The sequence below is a fragment of the Nakamurella sp. PAMC28650 genome (assembly GCF_014303395.1).
Classification (GTDB): domain Bacteria; phylum Actinomycetota; class Actinomycetes; order Mycobacteriales; family Nakamurellaceae; genus Nakamurella.
This window is the reverse complement of record NZ_CP060298.1, coordinates 1,156,138-1,173,304: the sequence shown is the minus strand read 5'-3', so window position 1 is coordinate 1,173,304 and position 17,167 is coordinate 1,156,138. Positions and strand designations below refer to the sequence as shown.

Below are 17,167 nucleotides of genomic sequence, written 5' to 3'. Positions count from 1 at the left end.
TGATTCCCCGGCCTGCGCTCACGGGCGCGGCCTGACGGGAGAGGACGAAGAGTTTCAGCAACGGGGCGCGAGCCGGGAATCGGCCGGGGCCCCACGGGGCAGCGGTCCCGAGCGAACGGGACCGACGCCGATCCGGCCGCCCAGGCAGCCCGAACGCGAGGGACTACTGGACCCGAGAGGTGACGCTGAACAGCCCGTTGCCGGGAACGGCCGTGGGCGGCCATCGATGGAGCGAGGGCTTCGAGGTCATTTCTCCCTGACGGATCGGGGTCCGCGCGGCATCCGGAGAGGGGAGGCCGCGACAGCGCACCGGCAGAATCCGCCTACCCGCGGGCGGGGATCACCGGTGACTGCGGGACCGCTAGTCAGGTGAGAAGGTCGGCCGATCGGCCGGAGCGGACAACCGCGCGCCGTCCGATGACGAAAGGGCAGCCAGCAGGGTGAGCCGGGCCTGGTCGGCAGTCGGCGACAGAACTGCAGCGGGCGACGAACCGCGACCGGCGTTGCCGGAGCCCGGTGCGCCAGAGCCGGCGGCCGGCGCGGCCGGCGTCGTCGGGATTGCGGGCATCGTCGGTGTCGGCGGGATCGTCGGCGTCGGCGGGGTGTGGATCGGTGCCGGGGAGGGCCCGTGATCAGCTGCGGGCGTGGTCCCCGGGGCCGCGGCTCCGGGCCGGACGAGCGAGGCCGGTCGCCGGGAGGACGTCCCGGGACGGGAGCGGGCATCCAGCCAGTGGCCGGGGTCGGTGATCGAACCGGTCGAGGCGGGGCCCGTCGAGGTGGGGCCGGCCCCGAGCGGGGTGGCCCGGGGGTGATCGATCAAAGGGGTCGACGGCTTCGAAGTTGTATCGGATGCATGGGGCCGGGGCAGTGCCGGCGTCGCCGCCGCGGCTGTCGCCTCCGGGGGCGTCCCGCCGGAGACTGCCGAGGGTGCTGGTCGACCCGCGGAACCGCTGGCTGACCCGACCGGCACGCCGGACCCGATCGGCACGCCGGACCCGACCGGCAGGCCGGGCGAGCCGGGAGCACCAGGGCCGCCAGGAACCGTCGGCCGGCCCGGTGTTCCCGGGGTGACCTTCACGATTGGGTCGGTCACCGGCCCAAGGACCGTGACGACCGGAGCCAACACCGGGCGGACGATTCCGACGACCGGAGCCAACACCGGGGCGACCGGAGGGAGCACGCCGGCGACGACCACGACTGGCGCGATCAGCGGCTTCGTCAGTGCCCCGACGATAGGGCCGACCGCTGCCACGACCGGCGCGACCGGTGCCACCACTGGTGCGACCAGCGTCTTCACGACCGGCGTCGCCACCGCACCCACCACCGGCGTCACCGCCGTCACGACCGGCGCCACCACACTCACGACCGGTGCCACCACTGGTGCGACCACCGTCTTCACGACCGGCGTCGCCACCGAACTCACCACTGGCATCACCGCTGTCACGACCGGCGCCGCCACACTCACGACCGGCGCGACCACACTCATGACCGGCGCGACCACCGTCTTCACAACCGGCGCCACGACTGTCACAACTGCCGGCGTCACCACCGGTGCGACGACCGTCTTCACGACCGACACCTGAACCACGCCCGGCGCGGCCAGTTGGTGGACCGACCCCAGGAGACCGGCGACGACCGGCGTCGGCGGGGAAAGGATGGGCGTCTGGGCCGAGGCAGAGGCGGTGAGGGAACCGGCGAGCCACGCGCCCGCGGCCAGGCCGATCACGACGCACGCCCTGGAGGCCGTCCGTCGGAGAGATGATCGCACCTCGCGCTCGTTCGGATCGAACTGCGTCATATCGGTGCACCCCCTCCGTCCGGTCGCGAAGCGTTCGGTTTGATCATCAACTCCCGGGCGACCGCGATTCAGCGCACCTGGGGCAGACTTCACCCGACTCAACGCTAGGGCCAGGAAGGACTGGAGGTCAGAGCAATGCTCACCCGAGGTGAAAACCCCCCGAACGAATGGACCAGCGACTCTTCACAGTGGTGTAAGGAAGGGTGAACGTCCGAGACCTGTCACTCTTCACCCATCCAAGCGCCGAGAGATTTCGGCAAATGGGTGAGTCAAACGGGCGAAAATACGACAGAAGGTCGGACGGGAGACTCCGGGTAGACCTTGTGACGCTGTCAGGCGACCGGCAACGCGACCAGGTCCATGGCTGCGAGATGGGTGCCGAGCTTGGCCAGACCATCGCGGATCCGCGTCTTGACGGTGGAGGCGGGAATGCCAAGGCGCCGGGAGATCTGGGACGACGTCATCGCACCGAAGTAGGTCAGCAGGACGGCCTGACGTTGTTTGTCCGACAGCATTGTCAGCGCTCGGTGGACGGCGACGTTCTGGACCCCCTCGAGCACCTCCTCGACGACGACGTCGGTATCGGGGAGTTGATTCCACTCGGCGTACTGGGTATCGCGCACGCGGCTGGCCTGGCTCTGGCGGATGCGATCGATCGCCTTGCTGCGGGCCAGACGGAGGATCCAGGAGATGGCCGGGCCGCGTGCGGCATCGAAGGAGGCAGCCCGCTGCCAGATGTGCAGGAACGTCTCCTGCGTCACCTCCTCGGCCTGCTGGCGCTCGCGAAGCAGAGTCAGGCACAAGCCGAACACCCGTGCCTCGACCAGGGGGTAAAGAGCATCGAAGGCACGTCGGTCGCCCGCGGCCACCCGGGTCAGCAGCCCATCGAGGGTGGCGCGACGTTCCGTCGGCGAGGGCGTTGCCATCAGGGCGACTTCTGCGTCCTCGACCATTAGTGGAGAAGACATTCACCCTCGATTCGACGCATCCCGCCGGCTTGTCCGACATCCTGATCATGGCCGCAGCCGAGCTACTCGGGGACCCTCAAACTATGCAAAGAACGGAGCCCGTCGCATGGTCTTGTCGTCGTCGTCGTGAACTGTGGCCTGTGTCGGCGGTGGTTGGCAGACCAGCAGAAACCGCCCAGGCTCCGGAGGTCACCTTTCGCGCGGGCGGTTCTGTCGAGCGGACGGGCCGGTGGCCCGGCGGTTGCTACATCTTGGCGGCGCCCTGCCGAATCGCCTCACGGATCCTCGGGTAGGTCCCGCAGCGACAGATGTTGCGGATCCCGTCGAGGTCCGCTTCGGTGATCGGCGCTCCGTTCTTGGACTTCACCAGCGCCACCGCCGCCATGATCTGGCCGGGCTGGCAGTAGCCGCACTGAGCGACGTCGATGTCCAGCCAGGCCTGCTGCATCGGATGCAGGTCGGCGCCCACGGTGGCGGGCAGGCCTTCGATCGTGGTGATCTCGTCCGTCGGCTTGATGTCGGCCACACGCACCGAGCACGGGTTGAACGACTTGCCGTTGATGTGGCTCGTGCAGGCCTTGCAGACATCCAGACCACAGCCGTATTTCGGACCGTGGATGCCCAGCAGGTCGCGGAGAACCCACAGGAGACGGACGTCGTCATCGGTCTCGACGGTGACCTTCTTGCCGTTGACGTTGAAGGTGTGCATGGACATGGGGTTTCCTCAATTTCCGGACGTGAGGCCGTTGGTGGGCTCGAGAGGCAGCGGCGGTTCGAGCGGTAGCGGGGTGAAACCGAGGGCGGCGTTGTGGTTGATCGGGAAACTGCTCGGCATGGTGCCGGTGGCGCGGCCATAGGCGGCTGCGACGGCGGCCATCGAGGCGGCGACTCCGAATTCGCCGACACCGCCCGGGTTTCCGGTCGTCGTCGGCATGACGATGACCTGGATCGTCGGCGGCACGTTCCACTGGCGGGTGTAGTAGTAGTTGTCCCAGCTACCTTCCAGCGGGATGCCGTTCTTGAAGTGCAGGCTCGAAGTGAGCGTCTGGGCGATCCCGTCCATGATGCCGCCGAGCATCTGGGCTTCGATGCCCTTGGGGTTGAGGGCGAATCCGACGTCGACCGCGAAGACGACCTTGGTGACGCGGGGCCCGGTGAAGGCGTCCCTGATCTTGCGGTTGACAGTTGCCGGCGTGCAGTCGATCTCGACCAGGCACGCCGAGACGCCCTTGTATTCGGCGTGAAAGGCGATCCCCTGTGCCGTACCGGCCGGCATGGCGCGACCCCAGTTACCGACCTGCGCGACCTTGTCCAGCACCGCAATGGATCTCGCGTCCTTCAGGAACGCCCGGCGGAACTGGTACGGATCCTGACCGGCGACCTTGGCCAGTTTGTCGACCATGAGCTCGGTGGCCGTACACACGTCAGGTGAGTAGATGTTGCGCGCACTGCTGGTGTGAAAGCCCAGATCCACCTCGTTGAGCAACTGCGTGGTGACCCCGAAGTTGTAGGGCACGTTCGCGGTGAGCTCGAAGACCGTCTCGGAAAAGGTCAGGTTGCCCAGCGGCAGCTGTGCCGCGACCGAGGTGATCGCCTCGCCGAGCCCGTGGGTGAAGTCGGTGGAGACGCTGGTGTGACGCTGTTCAAAGGACACCACGTTGCCGAGCAGGTAGGTGGCCCTGATGCGGGATGTAGCCAGCGGGTGGGTCCGGCCGTGACGAAAATCGTCCGTCCGGTGCCACATCAACTTGACCGGCTTGCCGAGCTTCTGCGAGATCTCGGCGGCCTCGATCGCCGCGTCCCAGAAGAGGTGGCGCCCGAACGAGCCACCGCCCTGCATGACGTGGCAGGTCACCGAGGTCTGCGGCAGTCCCAGCTTCTGCGAGATCGCGGCCTGCGCCGAGATCGGGCTCTTGAGGCTGGACCAGATTTCCGCTCGATCAGAACGGACATCGGCGATGGCGCAATTGGTCTCGAGCGGGCTGTTGCTGCGGAAGTAGAAGGTGAAATCACCGTCCACCGTCTTGGCCAACAGGTTGAGCGGCGGGACGGCGAGGGGGATCTGCGCGGCCCTGACCTCGGCGAGCACCGTTGCGTCGGACTGCTGGTCCTCGGTGCCCGGGCCCCAGGTGACCTGGAGGGCGTCGACGGCATCGATGCACTGGCCGAAGGTGGCCGCCCGGACGGCAACACCCGTCGAGACGATCACGACGTCGGTCACGCCCGGCATCACTCTGACGGCGGCGATGTTGGCCACCGAACGCACCGTGCCGTTGATGGTCGGCGGCCGACACACCATGGTGGGCAGGGCGTTCGGGACGACCAGGTCCATGGTGAAGACCTTCTTGCCGGTAACCGCCTCGAGTGCGTCGACCCGATTCTGTGAGGTGCCGACCAGGGTGAACTGCGACTGCGGCTTCAGCTGCACGGGAAGGCTCACCACCACGGAGGAGGATGCGGCGACCGCGAGGGATCCATAGGTCGCGGTGCGTCCATCGGCCGCCGTGATGACGCCGTTCTTGACCGTCAGGGTCGAGACGCCGACCCCGAACTTCGCGGCGGCGGTGGCCACCAACCGCGCGCGGGCGGTCGCGGCGGCGACCCGGACAGGCGTGTAGATCGACCGGATCGTGTTGGAGCCGCCGGTCAGCTGGTTGATCAACAACTCCGGGCGGGCGTCGGCGAGGGTCACGGCCACCTTGTCGAGGGGCAGGTCCATCTCCTCGGCGATCAGCATGCCGACCGAAGTGGTGATGCCTTGCCCGACCTCGGCACGGGGCATCGCAAACGATGCGGTGCCATCTGCGTTGACCTGGATGGAGATGAGGCCGGACGTCGGTGCAGCCGCCAAATTCAGGAGGTCACCCAGATCGAACAGGTCGGAAGGCTCGGGAGCGGAAGGGATGGAGGCCGCCGCCTGGTTGCCACGGAACCCCGATGTGCCGAGTTCGGCAGCGACGACCAGGGTCGGTGCGGCGAGCAGATAACCGAGAAAACGCCTGCGGCTGAAGCCGTCCGCCGCGGGTGACTCCCCGAAATCGGCGGGAAGACCGTCAGCCGGGAGGTCATCTCCCGGCCTGGCGGCAGTGGCGCGGAATTTCTTGCGGGACTGCTGTGAACGTGTCGCCATTGACTGTCCTCCGAACACTCTTCCAGCCGCTGGAGCGGCCGGTCTGTCCTGATTTGCATCCAGCTTCCCCTTCGCGACGCAAAGAGTCAACACTGACTGTAAGACTCGTAGACCTCTACGACTGGTCGCCGATAAATGCCTATTCGTTGCCCCGAGAGGGGTCGATGGGTCGGATGCCGAGATTTTTTGGGACGTTCCTGGAAGCCCCGTCCGGACGTTCCCGCCACGAGATTCTTCCGGCCGTGCGGCAGTCCGCTCTGACCGTCCGTGCGCGCATCGGGACTGCCGGTGCCACGATCACGACAGCCCGGCTACTGGCAGAGAAGATCTCTCGTCATCTGCGCCCAGTACTGCAGGTGAGGGTCGGTCGGTGGATTCCGGCCCTGGAAGGAGTACGTCATCGAGGTGCCACGCATGCTCGAGAGCAGGATCTCGCGCACCAGCGGGTAACGGGGATGCGCTGAGAAGACCGGACCGAACGTGACGTCGACGGTGTGGTAGATGCTCTGGTAGAGCACACGCTCGCTCGGGCCCAGCGCCGCGCGCAGGTCCTGGTTGTGCCGGGCGGCGATCCACAGCTCCATCTCGGCCCAGAAGTAGGGTTGGTGGAAATCGAGCCACACCCGGGCGATCGCCTGCTCGATCCGGGCTGGATCTTCGGGGGATGCGGTGACCGACTCCCGTGCGTCGTTGCGAAGTTCGGCCAGGCGGCCGGCGGCGAGGTGGTGGACAGCTCCGATCAGCAGCAGATCGCGCGAAGCGAAATGGTGCAGCAGTCGCCCGCGCGACACCCCGGCCAACTCCTGGATCTTCAGGGTCGACGCGCCCGAGTAGCCGTATTCGATCAAGCAACGCACCGCGGCGTCCAGGATCTTGTCGCGACTGACCTGGCTGCGCCGCTGCTGGGTCGTCAACGGGACGAGCGGGGCCAAGGGGGTCAGCGGGGTCAATGAGGCCAGCGATGTCCGCGGTTTCGCTGAGACATCCGGGATCGTCACCGGCCGAGGCGCTTGGCTCACCCGCCGATGGTAGTCGGCCGGATCCCGAACCTGCCCGGCAATCGCCCTGACGACGGCTCCGGACAGCTCCCGAAGGATCCGCGGGCGTCTCGACGAGGGAATCCGGTTGATCGAGTGTGACGAGGTGGTCGCCTCGGTCGGGCCGATCCAGTGCGTCACGTTGGTCGACCGGACGCGACGTGGTCGACCGGACGCGCTACGGATGGAGACCCGTTGCCCGAGAGCGCGGCTTCAGAAGGGTAGGCAGCTTCAGAAGGGTGGGTCATCGCTGTCTCCCAGCACATCGAGGAGTCGGTCGCCGCCGACTTCCGGTACTGGCGGCGGCACGGTCTTGGTGGGCCTTCGGGATCGTTCGAGTAGGGCGGCGATTTGGAAGGTTTCGGTGAGGTCGGCTTTTTCGCGGGTGGCGGCGTCGAAGTCGGCCGGGTCGAATTGGTGGCCGTCGGTGTCGAACTGTCTGCCGGCGATGAAGTCCCGTTTGCGTTGCTCGACGGGGTCCAGCGCGGTGCGCAGGGTGGCCAGCCTGCGCAGGGAATGTTCCCGGGCCTGTCGGCGCAGGATCCGGTAGGTGGTGATCTCGACGCTGCCGGGGTGCGGGATGGTGACGGGGTCCTCCAGTTCGGTGTTCGGCTCGATCCAGTCGACGCCGGCCGGGACCACCGGGATCGTCGGTCCGAAGACGGTCGGGCCGATGATCACCCTCGTCTCGTCCGGTTCGGTGTCCGCCGGGCCTGTTGCCCGGCCCGGGGCAGTCTTCTCCCCAGGGTCGGTGATATTCGTTTCGGCGGTGGGTCTCTGATCGGTCGCGACCTGATCGGTCGCGACCTGGGCGGTGGTGGCGGCTGGTCGGAGCCACTCCCCGGGCAGGGTGAACTCCCGCGGATGGGAGATGGCGTGGTGGCCGGTGTTGGTGGTCCACCGGATCGACAGGTCCGGTTGCAGCTGCGGCGTCCAATCCGTGTGGTGCTTCAACAGATGATGCCACGTGCACAACGAAATACTGTTGCACAACAACGTCTTCCCACCTCGGGTGGGATCCTGGTGGTCGAACGGGTCCAGGTGGTCGATGTCGCACTTCCACGCCGGCATCGCACACCCGGCCATCCGGCACGTCCCGGACAACACCACCACCTGATCGCACAGTTGCTGCCCGGGCCGATAGGTCAACGCCCCGACCGCAGTGGCCGTCCCGGTCACCGGATCCACCCCGACGGCGGTCAACGTCCCCCACGACACGGCGATCTGGCGCAGCAGCTGCGCGGTGATCACCCCATGCCCATCCAGCTGCCCGGGCAGATCATCCCACCCGATCACCGTCGACCACGCCCCCGTCACATTCAGGTGCGGCCGGCGGCCGTGCCGTGACAACGCCCGCGCCCACCGCCCCGCCCGATCAGCGAGATCCACCCCGCCGGAGACAGACCCGACCGGGCGACCCGCGGGAGCTGCGTCGTGGGGAGCAGCGTCGTGGGGAGCAGCGTCGTCCGGGTCGGTCCGTTCACCCATGTCGGGCTCAGCCGTGCCAGCCGGAGCAGCAGGCCCGGCAGGCCCGGCAGGCCCGGTGGGCGCAGTGTCGGTGGCGGTGGCGTGTTCGGCGCGGGCGATCAGGCCGTGCAGATCCACGAACCCGAACGTCAACAACTCCCGGGCGATGTCGGCGACCGCATCAGCGCGACGCTGATCCACGCTCCGGGCATCAAGTCCCTTGTTCGCATCGGCGATCAGATCGATCAACGTGAACACCATCACCGCCGCCTCCGCCGGCAACAGGGCGTTGATGATCCCCATCCCGTCCCGATCCCGCCGGTGCGTCACACCCCGGTCGGCCACCGCTTTGACCCGCCGGTGCTCCGCCGCCGCCGGGTCGGCCAGGATCACCTCCCGGTCCACGATCGTCTCCAACCGCGCCTTGGACCGGCCCTTCACACACCGCAAAATCCGCCGCTCCACCTGGCGGCACACCTGCGGCGACAGCACCGCGGTCCGGTCCACGATCATCCGGACCCGCCCCACATCCACCCGCCCCGCCCACAACGCATCCAACGTCCCGGGGCAGCGCCGTTTCCAGCCGCATCGACTGCCCGATCCGGATCTTCGCCGTCACCGGCGACCAGTCCAACACCGCCGCCACCTCCGTGGCCGCCACCCCGATGCTGCGGTCGCAGGTCAACTCCGCCACCACTACCGGATCCACCAGCCCGTCCGGTCCGCGGCCCTGCCCGGCCTTGTCCACCAGAGCGGCCACCAACGCGGTGACATCCCCGCAACGGTGCGGGCGCCCCAACTCCGCCAACAACCGGGCCTGCAACGCATTCACATACGCCAACAACCGTTCAGCGGTGATCACCGCATCGACCAGATCAGAAGGGGACAACGCAGCCGGATCAACAGCAGCCAACACCGCCAACGACCCGACCCCGGGCAGACCCGCAGCAGCGACCGCCACCGCAGAACCACCGCCCGCCACCCGCACCACCACCGCCCACACCCCCCAGCAATCCAGCAATTCCCCGAACATCTGTACCGGGTAGCTGCTTGAGTAAAGTTCAGAACGGGACGTCCACTGCTGCAACAGGATTGCGCAGTTCAGCGAGCGGGTGTGGGTCTGTGTTCACGGCCTGCTGCAACAGTCGGTAGAACAAAAGCCCGCGACTCTTCGAGGTGCGTCGGTTGAACCGGAATGTGTATTCGTCCAGGTAGTAGGCCAGGTGCTCCTGGGAGACCGCGTAATGCAGGGTGCCGGTCAGCCAGCGTTTGAGCAGCGAGGCGACCATGTGGACGCCGGGGAGGTTGATGTGGGCGGGCTCGGCGCTGTCGGTCCCGACGAACGCGACGTGCTCGTAGCCGGCCGCGGTCAGCTTCTTCAGGTAGTTGGCGCCATCGGTTCTGACCGTTGATCCTTTGGCGATGACGCGGTCGGCGAAGCCGAGCATGCTGACCGATCGGGCTGTCTCGGCCAGCTCGATGCGGACCCTGCCCAGCTTGCGGCCGGGGATCGATTCCACTGCGATCATCGCCGCGGTGTGGTCCTTCACGCCGCCTGCGCGGCCGCGAGACTCGTTGCCGATGAACACTTCATCTAACTCCACCACACCGGAGAGCAACTCCCGCTCGGGGCGGACCATCGCCCGGCGTAGCTTCTGCAGCCACGCCCACGCTGTTTCGTAGGATCCGAAACCCAGCACCCGCTGCAGACCTTGCGCGGACATCCCGTTCTTCTGCGAGGTGATGAACCAGATCGCCGCGAACCACGTCGACAGCGGCGTCCGGAGCCGGTGGAAGATCGTGCCGGCGGTCACCGACGTCTGCCGGCCACACCTGGTGCACATCCATTTCGCCTTCGCCGTACGCCAACCGCCGGGCGCCCCGCACACCGGACACACAAACCCCTGGGGCCACCGCAGACGCTCCAGATACGCCAGACACGACGAGTCATCCGGGAACCACTCCAGCAACTCCTGAAAGGTCCGGGGGTAATCGACACCACCGACCGGGTAGGCACACACTGGCTCTGACATGGCCAAATACAACTTGACTCAAGCAGCTACCCAGTACGTTTGTTCGCAGTCTACCTGCTGAGCTGTATGGACACCAGCCTGGAACCCCGCAACTTCATCCATGCAGAGGCGCTACTGGGGCCGATGGGACAGCTGTTCACCACAGTGACCGGTCTCGACCGACCGCGGGGTAGAGAGCCGCCGGTCACGAGTTCTCCCCGTGGAGGAAACTTGAAAGGGCGGGTTATGTCCTCGTCGGCGGTCCGTCAGTGACCCGCTTCTCGTGGTCGGTGGGCTACTCCGACAGTCCGGACCGCCAGGCCGTTCTCGGGTGGACGGCGAAGCCTGCGCACGCCATGTTGCGCAGGCTCGGGGAACCCGGCGCTGCGGTGGCCGCGGCGAGCTTCACCCCCCGACGGCCCAGGTCACGTGTGGCCAGGGCCGCCTGGAACGCGCGGAGCAGCGCGGTCTGCGCACCTGATCCACGGTGGGGCGCGAGCGTCGCCGCTCCGCCGAGCACCAGGCCGTCGTCGTGCCGGGACGTCGCCGCGCCGGCGACACCGCTGCGGTCGGCGGCCCCGAAGGCCACGCGTGTGCGGTCGTGCAGCGCACGTGGCGCCGGCAGCGGGCACCGAGGATTCGCACGCCGGTTGCTGTTCGTCACGATGACCCTCGATGCGTCCGGCCGAACTGTCCGACGTGTTCCGATTTGGCCCGGTGGTGGCTACTCCGACCCTTCACCGCCGGCGGCTGATCAAGCGCGCGTGCTGGACTGCGCTACCTGCGCAGGAGTTCGTCGCCGCCGCCCAGTTGCGCCTGCAGTCGGTGACGGCGATCGCCGGCGGCTTCCGCAGCGGGCGTCGAGGTTCTAGTTCCGGCCGGGTGCGCATGGTGTCGCCCGACGGCCTCATCGCGATCAAGAACCGCCGCCACACGCACCTACCAGATCCGGACCCGATCAGCTGGGTCCAGCCACATCTCGTCGCCCTCGGCGACACCGAACGCGTCGTAGAACTCGTCGAGGTTGCGGACCACCTGGTTGCAGCGGAACTCCGGCGGGGAGTGCGGATCCAGCGTCAGCCGACGTTGGACCTCAGCCGGACGGGTCTGCGTACGCCAGGCCCTGGCCCAGTTGAGAAACAGCCGCTGCGCTCCGGTTTCACCGTCGATCGGCTCCGGCATCACACCGCCGAGCGACAACAGCCAGGCCTGGTAGGCGATCCCGAGACCACCGAGGTCACCGATGTTCTCGCCGATCGTCAACGCACCGTTCACCTTCTTGCCGTCGGCACCGGCGGGGGACAGGTGCGAGTACTGGTCGATCAGCTTCCCGGTCAGCGCATCGAAGGCCTCCCGGTCGGCGCCGGTCCACCAGTCCTTCAGCGCCCCGGTACCGTCGATCTTCGATCCCTGGTCGTCGAACCCATGACCGATCTCATGTCCGATGACAGCCCCGATCGCGCCGAAGTTGGTCGCGTCGTCAACCTGCGGATCGAAGAAGGGCGGATGGAGAATTGCGGCAGGGAAGACGATCTCGTTCATCCCGGGGTTGTAGTAGGCGTTCACCGTCTGGGGGGTCATGAACCACTCGTCGCGATCGACCGGTGACCCGATCTTGGCGAACTCGCGATCCAGCTCGACGGCCGACGAACGATGGGAGTTGCCGACCAGGTCGTCCGGCACGATCACCAGACCTTCGTAGTCGCGGAACTTCGGCGGATAGCCGACCTTCGGGGTGAACGCCGAGAGCTTTTCCAGCGCCCGAACTTTGGTCTCCTCCGTCATCCACGGCAACGCAGAGATGTTCTGCCGGTAGGCCTGCAGCAAATAGTCGACCAACTCGTCCATCCGGGCCTTGGATTCCGCCGGGAACGTCTTCTCGACGTAGATCCGCCCGAGGGCCTCGCCCACCGCACCCTCTACCATGCTGATGCCGCGCTTCCACCGGGGCCGCAACTCCGGCGTGCCGGAAAGGGTCCGACCGTAGAAATCGAAGTTCTCCTGGACGAAGGCATCCGACAGCAACGGCGCGGTGCTGCGAATCGTCCGCCAGCCCAGCCAGTGTTTCCACTGCGGAAGCCGATCGTCGGTGAACAACTCGCCCAGCAGCGTCAGGTACGGCGGCTGCATGACGATGACGTGCTCGATCACCGACTCCGGAGCACCGAGACCGGCCAGCCAGGCACGCCAGATATCGCTCGGCAGGAGATCGGCCAGGCCCGCTGCGTCCATCGGGTTGTGGGTGAGCGAGCGGTCCCGACTGCGCACCCGGTCCCAGTGGGCCCCGGCCAGTTCGGTCTCCAGCGAGATCACCGAGTCCGCGGTGGTCTCCGGGTCGACGATGCCGGCGAGCGTCATCATCGTCAGGACATGCTTGCGGTAGGCGATCCGGATCTCCGCGTACTGGTCCTCGCGGTAGAACGACTCGTCGGGCAGCCCGAGACCACCCTGGTAGAACTCCAGCGTGTAGCGATCAGGCTGATCAGGGTCGGTGTCGACGCCGAAGCCGAACATGCCCGACACCCCGTCGCGCTGCAGCGCGCCCAGCAACGTGGCAAACTCGACCCGGTCGGTGACGGCCTCGATCTGTCGGAGGCGCGCCTCGACCGGGGCCCCGCCCCTGGCCTCCACGGTTTCGACATCCATGAAACTGGTGAACAGATCACCGATCAACTGCTGTGCCGAACCGGACTCGCCCGACTTCGCCGCCGCGTCCTGCACGATCTCCCGGCAGATGGCCTCCGACTGGTCGCGCATCTCCTGGAAGGCTCCGTGGATGGACTGGTCGGACGGGATCGCGTCGGTCCTCAGCCAGTCGCCGTTGACGTGGCGGAAGAGGTCGTCCTGAACGCGAACGGCGTCGATTGAGGTCATCTTCGAAAGGCTCCTAGCACTAGCGGGACAGCAGCATCGTCATACCGAACGTTACTCAAGAGATGAAGGAACGCGCATGAAGCGGATCGCAGTGACCGGCGGCAGCGGCAAACTCGGCCGGGCGGTGGTCACCCACCTGTTGGACAGCGGCTACGAGGTCGTCAACCTCGACCGCGCCCCCTCCCCCGAGACCAGGGCCCTCTACGTCAAGGTCGATTTCACCGACTACGGCCAGACGTTCGAGGCGTTGCACGCGATCGACGACCGTTACGACCACCTCGACGCGGTGGTCCACCTGGCCGCCATCCCGGCGCCGGGACTGATCACCAATTCGGCGCTGTTCGAGAACAACATCACCAGTACGTATCACGTCTTCGCAGCCGCGAAAGCAGCCGGCATCAAGAGGGTCGTCTGGGCCTCCAGCGAAACCGTGCTCGGCCTCCCGATGGGACCCGACAGCCCGCCGCCGTACCTACCGGTCGACGAGGAGTACCACCCTCGTCCGGAGTCGTCCTATTCGCTGTCCAAGACGCTGGAAGAGGAGATGGCGCTGCAGTTCTGCCGCTGGGATCCGGCCCTGACGATGATCGGCCTGCGCTTCTCCAACGTGATGGCGCCGGAGGACTACAAGGTCTTCCCGTCGTTCGACGCCGATCCGAGCGTGCGGCAGTGGAACGCCTGGGGCTACATCGACGCACGCGATGGTGCGCAGGCCGTGCGACTCGCCGTGGAGGCCGAGCTGAAGGGCCGGGAGATCTTCGTGATCGCCAACGCGGACACGGTGATGTACCGCTCCAGCGCCTCTCTCGCGGCCGAGGTCTTCCCGGGAGTCGAGGTGCGCAAGAACCTCGGCGAGCACGAGACGCTGCTGTCCATCGACAAAGCGCGCAGACTGCTCGGCTTCGATCCGCAGTTCAGCTGGCGTCGCGAGGTCTGACGTCCGTACCGGGCGAACGTTAACGCCGGGCGAACGTCCATGCCGGCGCATACAGTGGTCGGCATGACCAACGACGATGGGCAGAACGCACTCAGCACCAAGGGCGCGTATGTCTCCGGTGGCAAGGAATTCACCCGGGACACCAACTACATCGCCACCCGTATCACTGCGGACGGCCGTGACGGCTACCCCGTCGAGGCCGGCCGCTACCGGCTGGTGGTCGCGCGGGCCTGCCCGTGGGCGAACCGCGCGATCATCGTCCGGCGCCTGCTGGGGCTGGAGAACGCACTGTCCATGGGCATCTGCGGCCCCACCCACGACGTGCGGAGCTGGACCTTCGATCTCGACCCCGGCGGCGTCGATCCCGTCCTGGGCATCGAGCGCATCCAGGACGCCTACTTCGCCCGGTTCCCGGACTACCATCGCGGTATCACGGTGCCGGCGATCGTCGAGATCGCGACCGGGCAGGTCGTCACGAACGACTACCCGCAGATGACGTTGGACCTGTCCACGCAGTGGACGGAGTTCCACCGCGCCGGCGCCCCCGACCTGTACCCGGAACCGTTGCGCGCCGAGATTGACGAGGTGGCCCATCGGATCTTCACCGAGGTCAACAACGGCGTCTACCGTTGCGGGTTCGCCGGTAGCCAGGCGGCCTACGACAAGGCCTACGACCGGCTCTTCACGGCGCTGGACTGGCTGACCGAACGCTTGACGCACCAACGCTTCCTGGTCGGGGACACCATCACCGAGGCCGACGTCCGGCTGTTCACGACCCTGGCCCGGTTCGACCCGGTCTACCACGGTCATTTCAAGTGCAACCGGCAGAAGCTGGCCGAGATGCCGGTGCTCTGGGCCTATGCCCGAGATCTCTACCAGACGCCCGGTTTCGGTGACACCACCGACTTCGACCACATCAAGAAGCACTACTACAAGGTCCACATCGACATCAACCCGACGCAGATCGTGCCGGACGGCCCCGACCTGTCGAACTGGCTGGACCCGCACGATCGGGCGAGCCTGGGCGGGCGACCGTTCGGGGACGGGACGCCACCCGGTCCGCCGATCCCGTCCGAACGGGTCCCGGTCGGACACAGTGCACAGGTCGCCGCCGGGAGCTGATTCGGGCATCCACCGGGGTAGCCTCGCGCGGTGGGAGAACGCGGGGGTACGGTCCGGCCGACCGCCCGCGCTGTCGGTGGCCGCTCGGTGCTCCTCGTCCTCGTCTGGGCGGCCGGCGCCCTCACCTTCTTCCGTCGGCCGATCTTCAGCGGATTCCGGTTCATCACCGGCGACAACGGTGACACCCGCCTCATCATCTATCTGCACGAGCACTGGCTCCAGGTACTGCGCGGCCTCTCGTCCTGGCGGGACCCGTCGTTCTTCTTCCCGACCAGCGACACGCTCGGGTACTCCGATACCTTCATCCTGAACGAACTGTTCTACGCGCCGCTTCGTCTGGCCGGCCTGGACATCTACCTCGCCTATCAGGGAACGCTGATCCTGCTCAGCCTGGTCGGGTTTCTCGGCTCTTATTTTCTGTTGCGAAGGGTTCTGCCGCAACGTCAGCTCTGTGCGGTATTGGCTCTGACCTTTGCATTCTCGAACATGCTGTACGTCCAGGCCGGCCATACCCAGCTCTACTCCGTCTACTGGCTGCCGACCGTGGTCCTGCTGGTGCTCCGTGCGCGGACCGAGCGGAGGAAGGACCTCCTTCCCGCATTCCTGGCCGGCCTGCTGCTCGGGCTGCTGTTCCTGTCGACCTTCTACGTGTCCTGGTTCTTCGTGCTGAGCGCTCTGCTGTGGCGCATCCTGCGCTGGGCGCTGGCGCCGGGTCGGACCGCGTGGCGCACGGGTATCCGGCTCTTCCTGGCCGACCACCGCAGGAGGGTTGCGGTCTTCACCCTCGGTGCAGCAATCGGCGGAATTCCCTTTCTGATTGTGTATCTCCCCAACCTCGGCGCCGGCGGTCGCTCGCTGGCAGTCGCCCTCGGGTACGCCTCGGAGCCGAGGGACATCGTCAATACCGGTGCCCGCAACTACTTCTGGGGTCCACTCACCCGCAGTGTCTTCGGTTCCTCGCCGCGCATCACCAACGGCGAGCTCGGTTTCGGCCTGACGCCCGTACTGCTGGTTGCGCTGATCGCTGCGACAGCGTATTTGCTGCAGCGATCTCATTTCTTCCGCCGATCCAACAGGAGCGTCGATGATCCGGCCGGCGCCGCGCCAATGGCGACCGCCATTACCTGCTGGGTGATGATCCTGCTGCCGATGAAATTCTTCGGTGCCTCGCTGTGGGCCGTCGTCTGGCTGGTCGTGCCGGGAGCGCGGGCGATCAGGGCCATCGATCGCATAGGGGTGATCGCGGGTCTGCTGGCACCCCTGGTCGTCGCCTTCGTGATCGCCGACGTCCTGCGACGGGCTGACCAACGGCGCGGTGACATCCGGCAGCGCGCTACCGGACGACCGGGAGTCCGTCGAGGACTCGTGGTCGGATCGGCTGCCATCGTGCTGCTGGTGGCCCTGGAACAATTCAACATCGGGAAGAATGCGGGCATCGACCGGTCCGCGGAATTGGGCGCCGTGGCCGCCGTCCCCCTGCCGTCCCCGGCCTGTCGAGCGTTCTACCTGACGATCGCGGAGGACCACCCTCCGTTGGCGTTCGTCTCCAGCATCGACGCCATGCTGATCTCCCAGGCCATCACCTCCCGGGGCGGCCGCGCCGTCCCCACCATCAACGGGTTCTCCGGTCAGTTCCCGCCCGGATACGGCTCGGTCGCCGACCCCGGCAGTAGCACCTACGACGCCGACGTGCGTGCCTGGATCGCCTCGCACGGCCTGTCCGCCGGCATGTGCAGCTACGACCCCGTCGCCCGGCGCTGGGCCGGATGAAATCCCGGCCCGCGCATCGGAACGGTAAGCTACCTGTCATCAGCCGGACACG

At 67.0% G+C, this 17,167-nt stretch carries 13 protein-coding genes; 4 read left to right on the top strand and 9 right to left on the bottom strand.

Annotation, left to right across the window (positions count from 1 at the left end):
* Nucleotides 1-361: 361 nt before the first annotated feature.
* The 6 genes from H7F38_RS05335 to H7F38_RS05310 form a co-directional block, all read right to left on the bottom strand.
* Entirely contained in the window at nt 362-1,798 is a 1,437-nt protein-coding gene (locus H7F38_RS05335) for a hypothetical protein (protein WP_187093165.1), read from the bottom strand.
* A gap of 332 nt (nt 1,799-2,130) precedes the next feature.
* Nucleotides 2,131-2,766, bottom strand: coding sequence for a sigma-70 family RNA polymerase sigma factor (locus H7F38_RS05330; RefSeq protein WP_187093164.1), 636 nt, complete (start codon nt 2,764-2,766; stop codon nt 2,131-2,133).
* Between the two features lie 244 nt (nt 2,767-3,010).
* The gene (locus H7F38_RS05325) at nt 3,011-3,481 is read right to left on the bottom strand and encodes a (2Fe-2S)-binding protein (RefSeq protein WP_187093163.1); all 471 of its coding nucleotides are present in this window, start codon (nt 3,479-3,481) and stop codon (nt 3,011-3,013) included.
* Nucleotides 3,482-3,490: 9 nt separating this feature from the next.
* The gene (locus H7F38_RS05320; protein WP_187093162.1) at nt 3,491-5,896 is read right to left on the bottom strand and encodes a molybdopterin cofactor-binding domain-containing protein; all 2,406 of its coding nucleotides are present in this window, start codon (nt 5,894-5,896) and stop codon (nt 3,491-3,493) included.
* 311 nt (nt 5,897-6,207) lie between these two features.
* Complete coding sequence (locus H7F38_RS05315; protein WP_222618467.1) at nt 6,208-6,915, bottom strand: TetR/AcrR family transcriptional regulator; 708 nt, start codon at nt 6,913-6,915, stop codon at nt 6,208-6,210.
* Between the two features lie 249 nt (nt 6,916-7,164).
* Nucleotides 7,165-8,913, bottom strand: coding sequence for a DUF222 domain-containing protein (locus H7F38_RS05310; protein WP_370531299.1), 1,749 nt, complete (start codon nt 8,911-8,913; stop codon nt 7,165-7,167).
* A 137-nt stretch (nt 8,914-9,050) separates the two neighbouring features.
* On the opposite strand from H7F38_RS05310, the gene H7F38_RS05305 reads away from it, so the two are divergent.
* Complete coding sequence (locus H7F38_RS05305; protein WP_187093160.1) at nt 9,051-9,446, top strand: hypothetical protein; 396 nt, start codon at nt 9,051-9,053, stop codon at nt 9,444-9,446.
* A 15-nt stretch (nt 9,447-9,461) separates the two neighbouring features.
* On the opposite strand, the gene H7F38_RS05300 is transcribed toward H7F38_RS05305, so the two are convergent.
* From H7F38_RS05300 to H7F38_RS05290, 3 genes are all read right to left on the bottom strand, one after another.
* Nucleotides 9,462-10,433 (bottom strand): IS1595 family transposase, encoded by a 972-nt coding sequence (locus H7F38_RS05300; RefSeq protein ID WP_187091336.1) that lies wholly within the window; start codon nt 10,431-10,433, stop codon nt 9,462-9,464.
* Between the two features lie 274 nt (nt 10,434-10,707).
* Entirely contained in the window at nt 10,708-11,076 is a 369-nt protein-coding gene (locus H7F38_RS05295; protein ID WP_187093159.1) for a hypothetical protein, read from the bottom strand.
* A gap of 275 nt (nt 11,077-11,351) precedes the next feature.
* Complete coding sequence (locus H7F38_RS05290) at nt 11,352-13,286, bottom strand: M13 family metallopeptidase (RefSeq protein ID WP_187093158.1); 1,935 nt, start codon at nt 13,284-13,286, stop codon at nt 11,352-11,354.
* 76 nt (nt 13,287-13,362) lie between these two features.
* On the opposite strand from H7F38_RS05290, the gene H7F38_RS05285 reads away from it, so the two are divergent.
* The 3 genes from H7F38_RS05285 to H7F38_RS05275 all read left to right on the top strand — a co-directional run bounded on the left by H7F38_RS05285 (nt 13,363) and on the right by H7F38_RS05275 (nt 17,115).
* Nucleotides 13,363-14,223 (top strand): NAD(P)-dependent oxidoreductase, encoded by an 861-nt coding sequence (locus H7F38_RS05285; protein WP_187093157.1) that lies wholly within the window; start codon nt 13,363-13,365, stop codon nt 14,221-14,223.
* Between the two features lie 63 nt (nt 14,224-14,286).
* Nucleotides 14,287-15,345, top strand: coding sequence for a glutathione S-transferase family protein (locus tag H7F38_RS05280; protein ID WP_187093156.1), 1,059 nt, complete (start codon nt 14,287-14,289; stop codon nt 15,343-15,345).
* A gap of 30 nt (nt 15,346-15,375) precedes the next feature.
* Nucleotides 15,376-17,115 (top strand): hypothetical protein, encoded by a 1,740-nt coding sequence (locus H7F38_RS05275; protein WP_187093155.1) that lies wholly within the window; start codon nt 15,376-15,378, stop codon nt 17,113-17,115.
* Nucleotides 17,116-17,167: the final 52 nt, after the last annotated feature.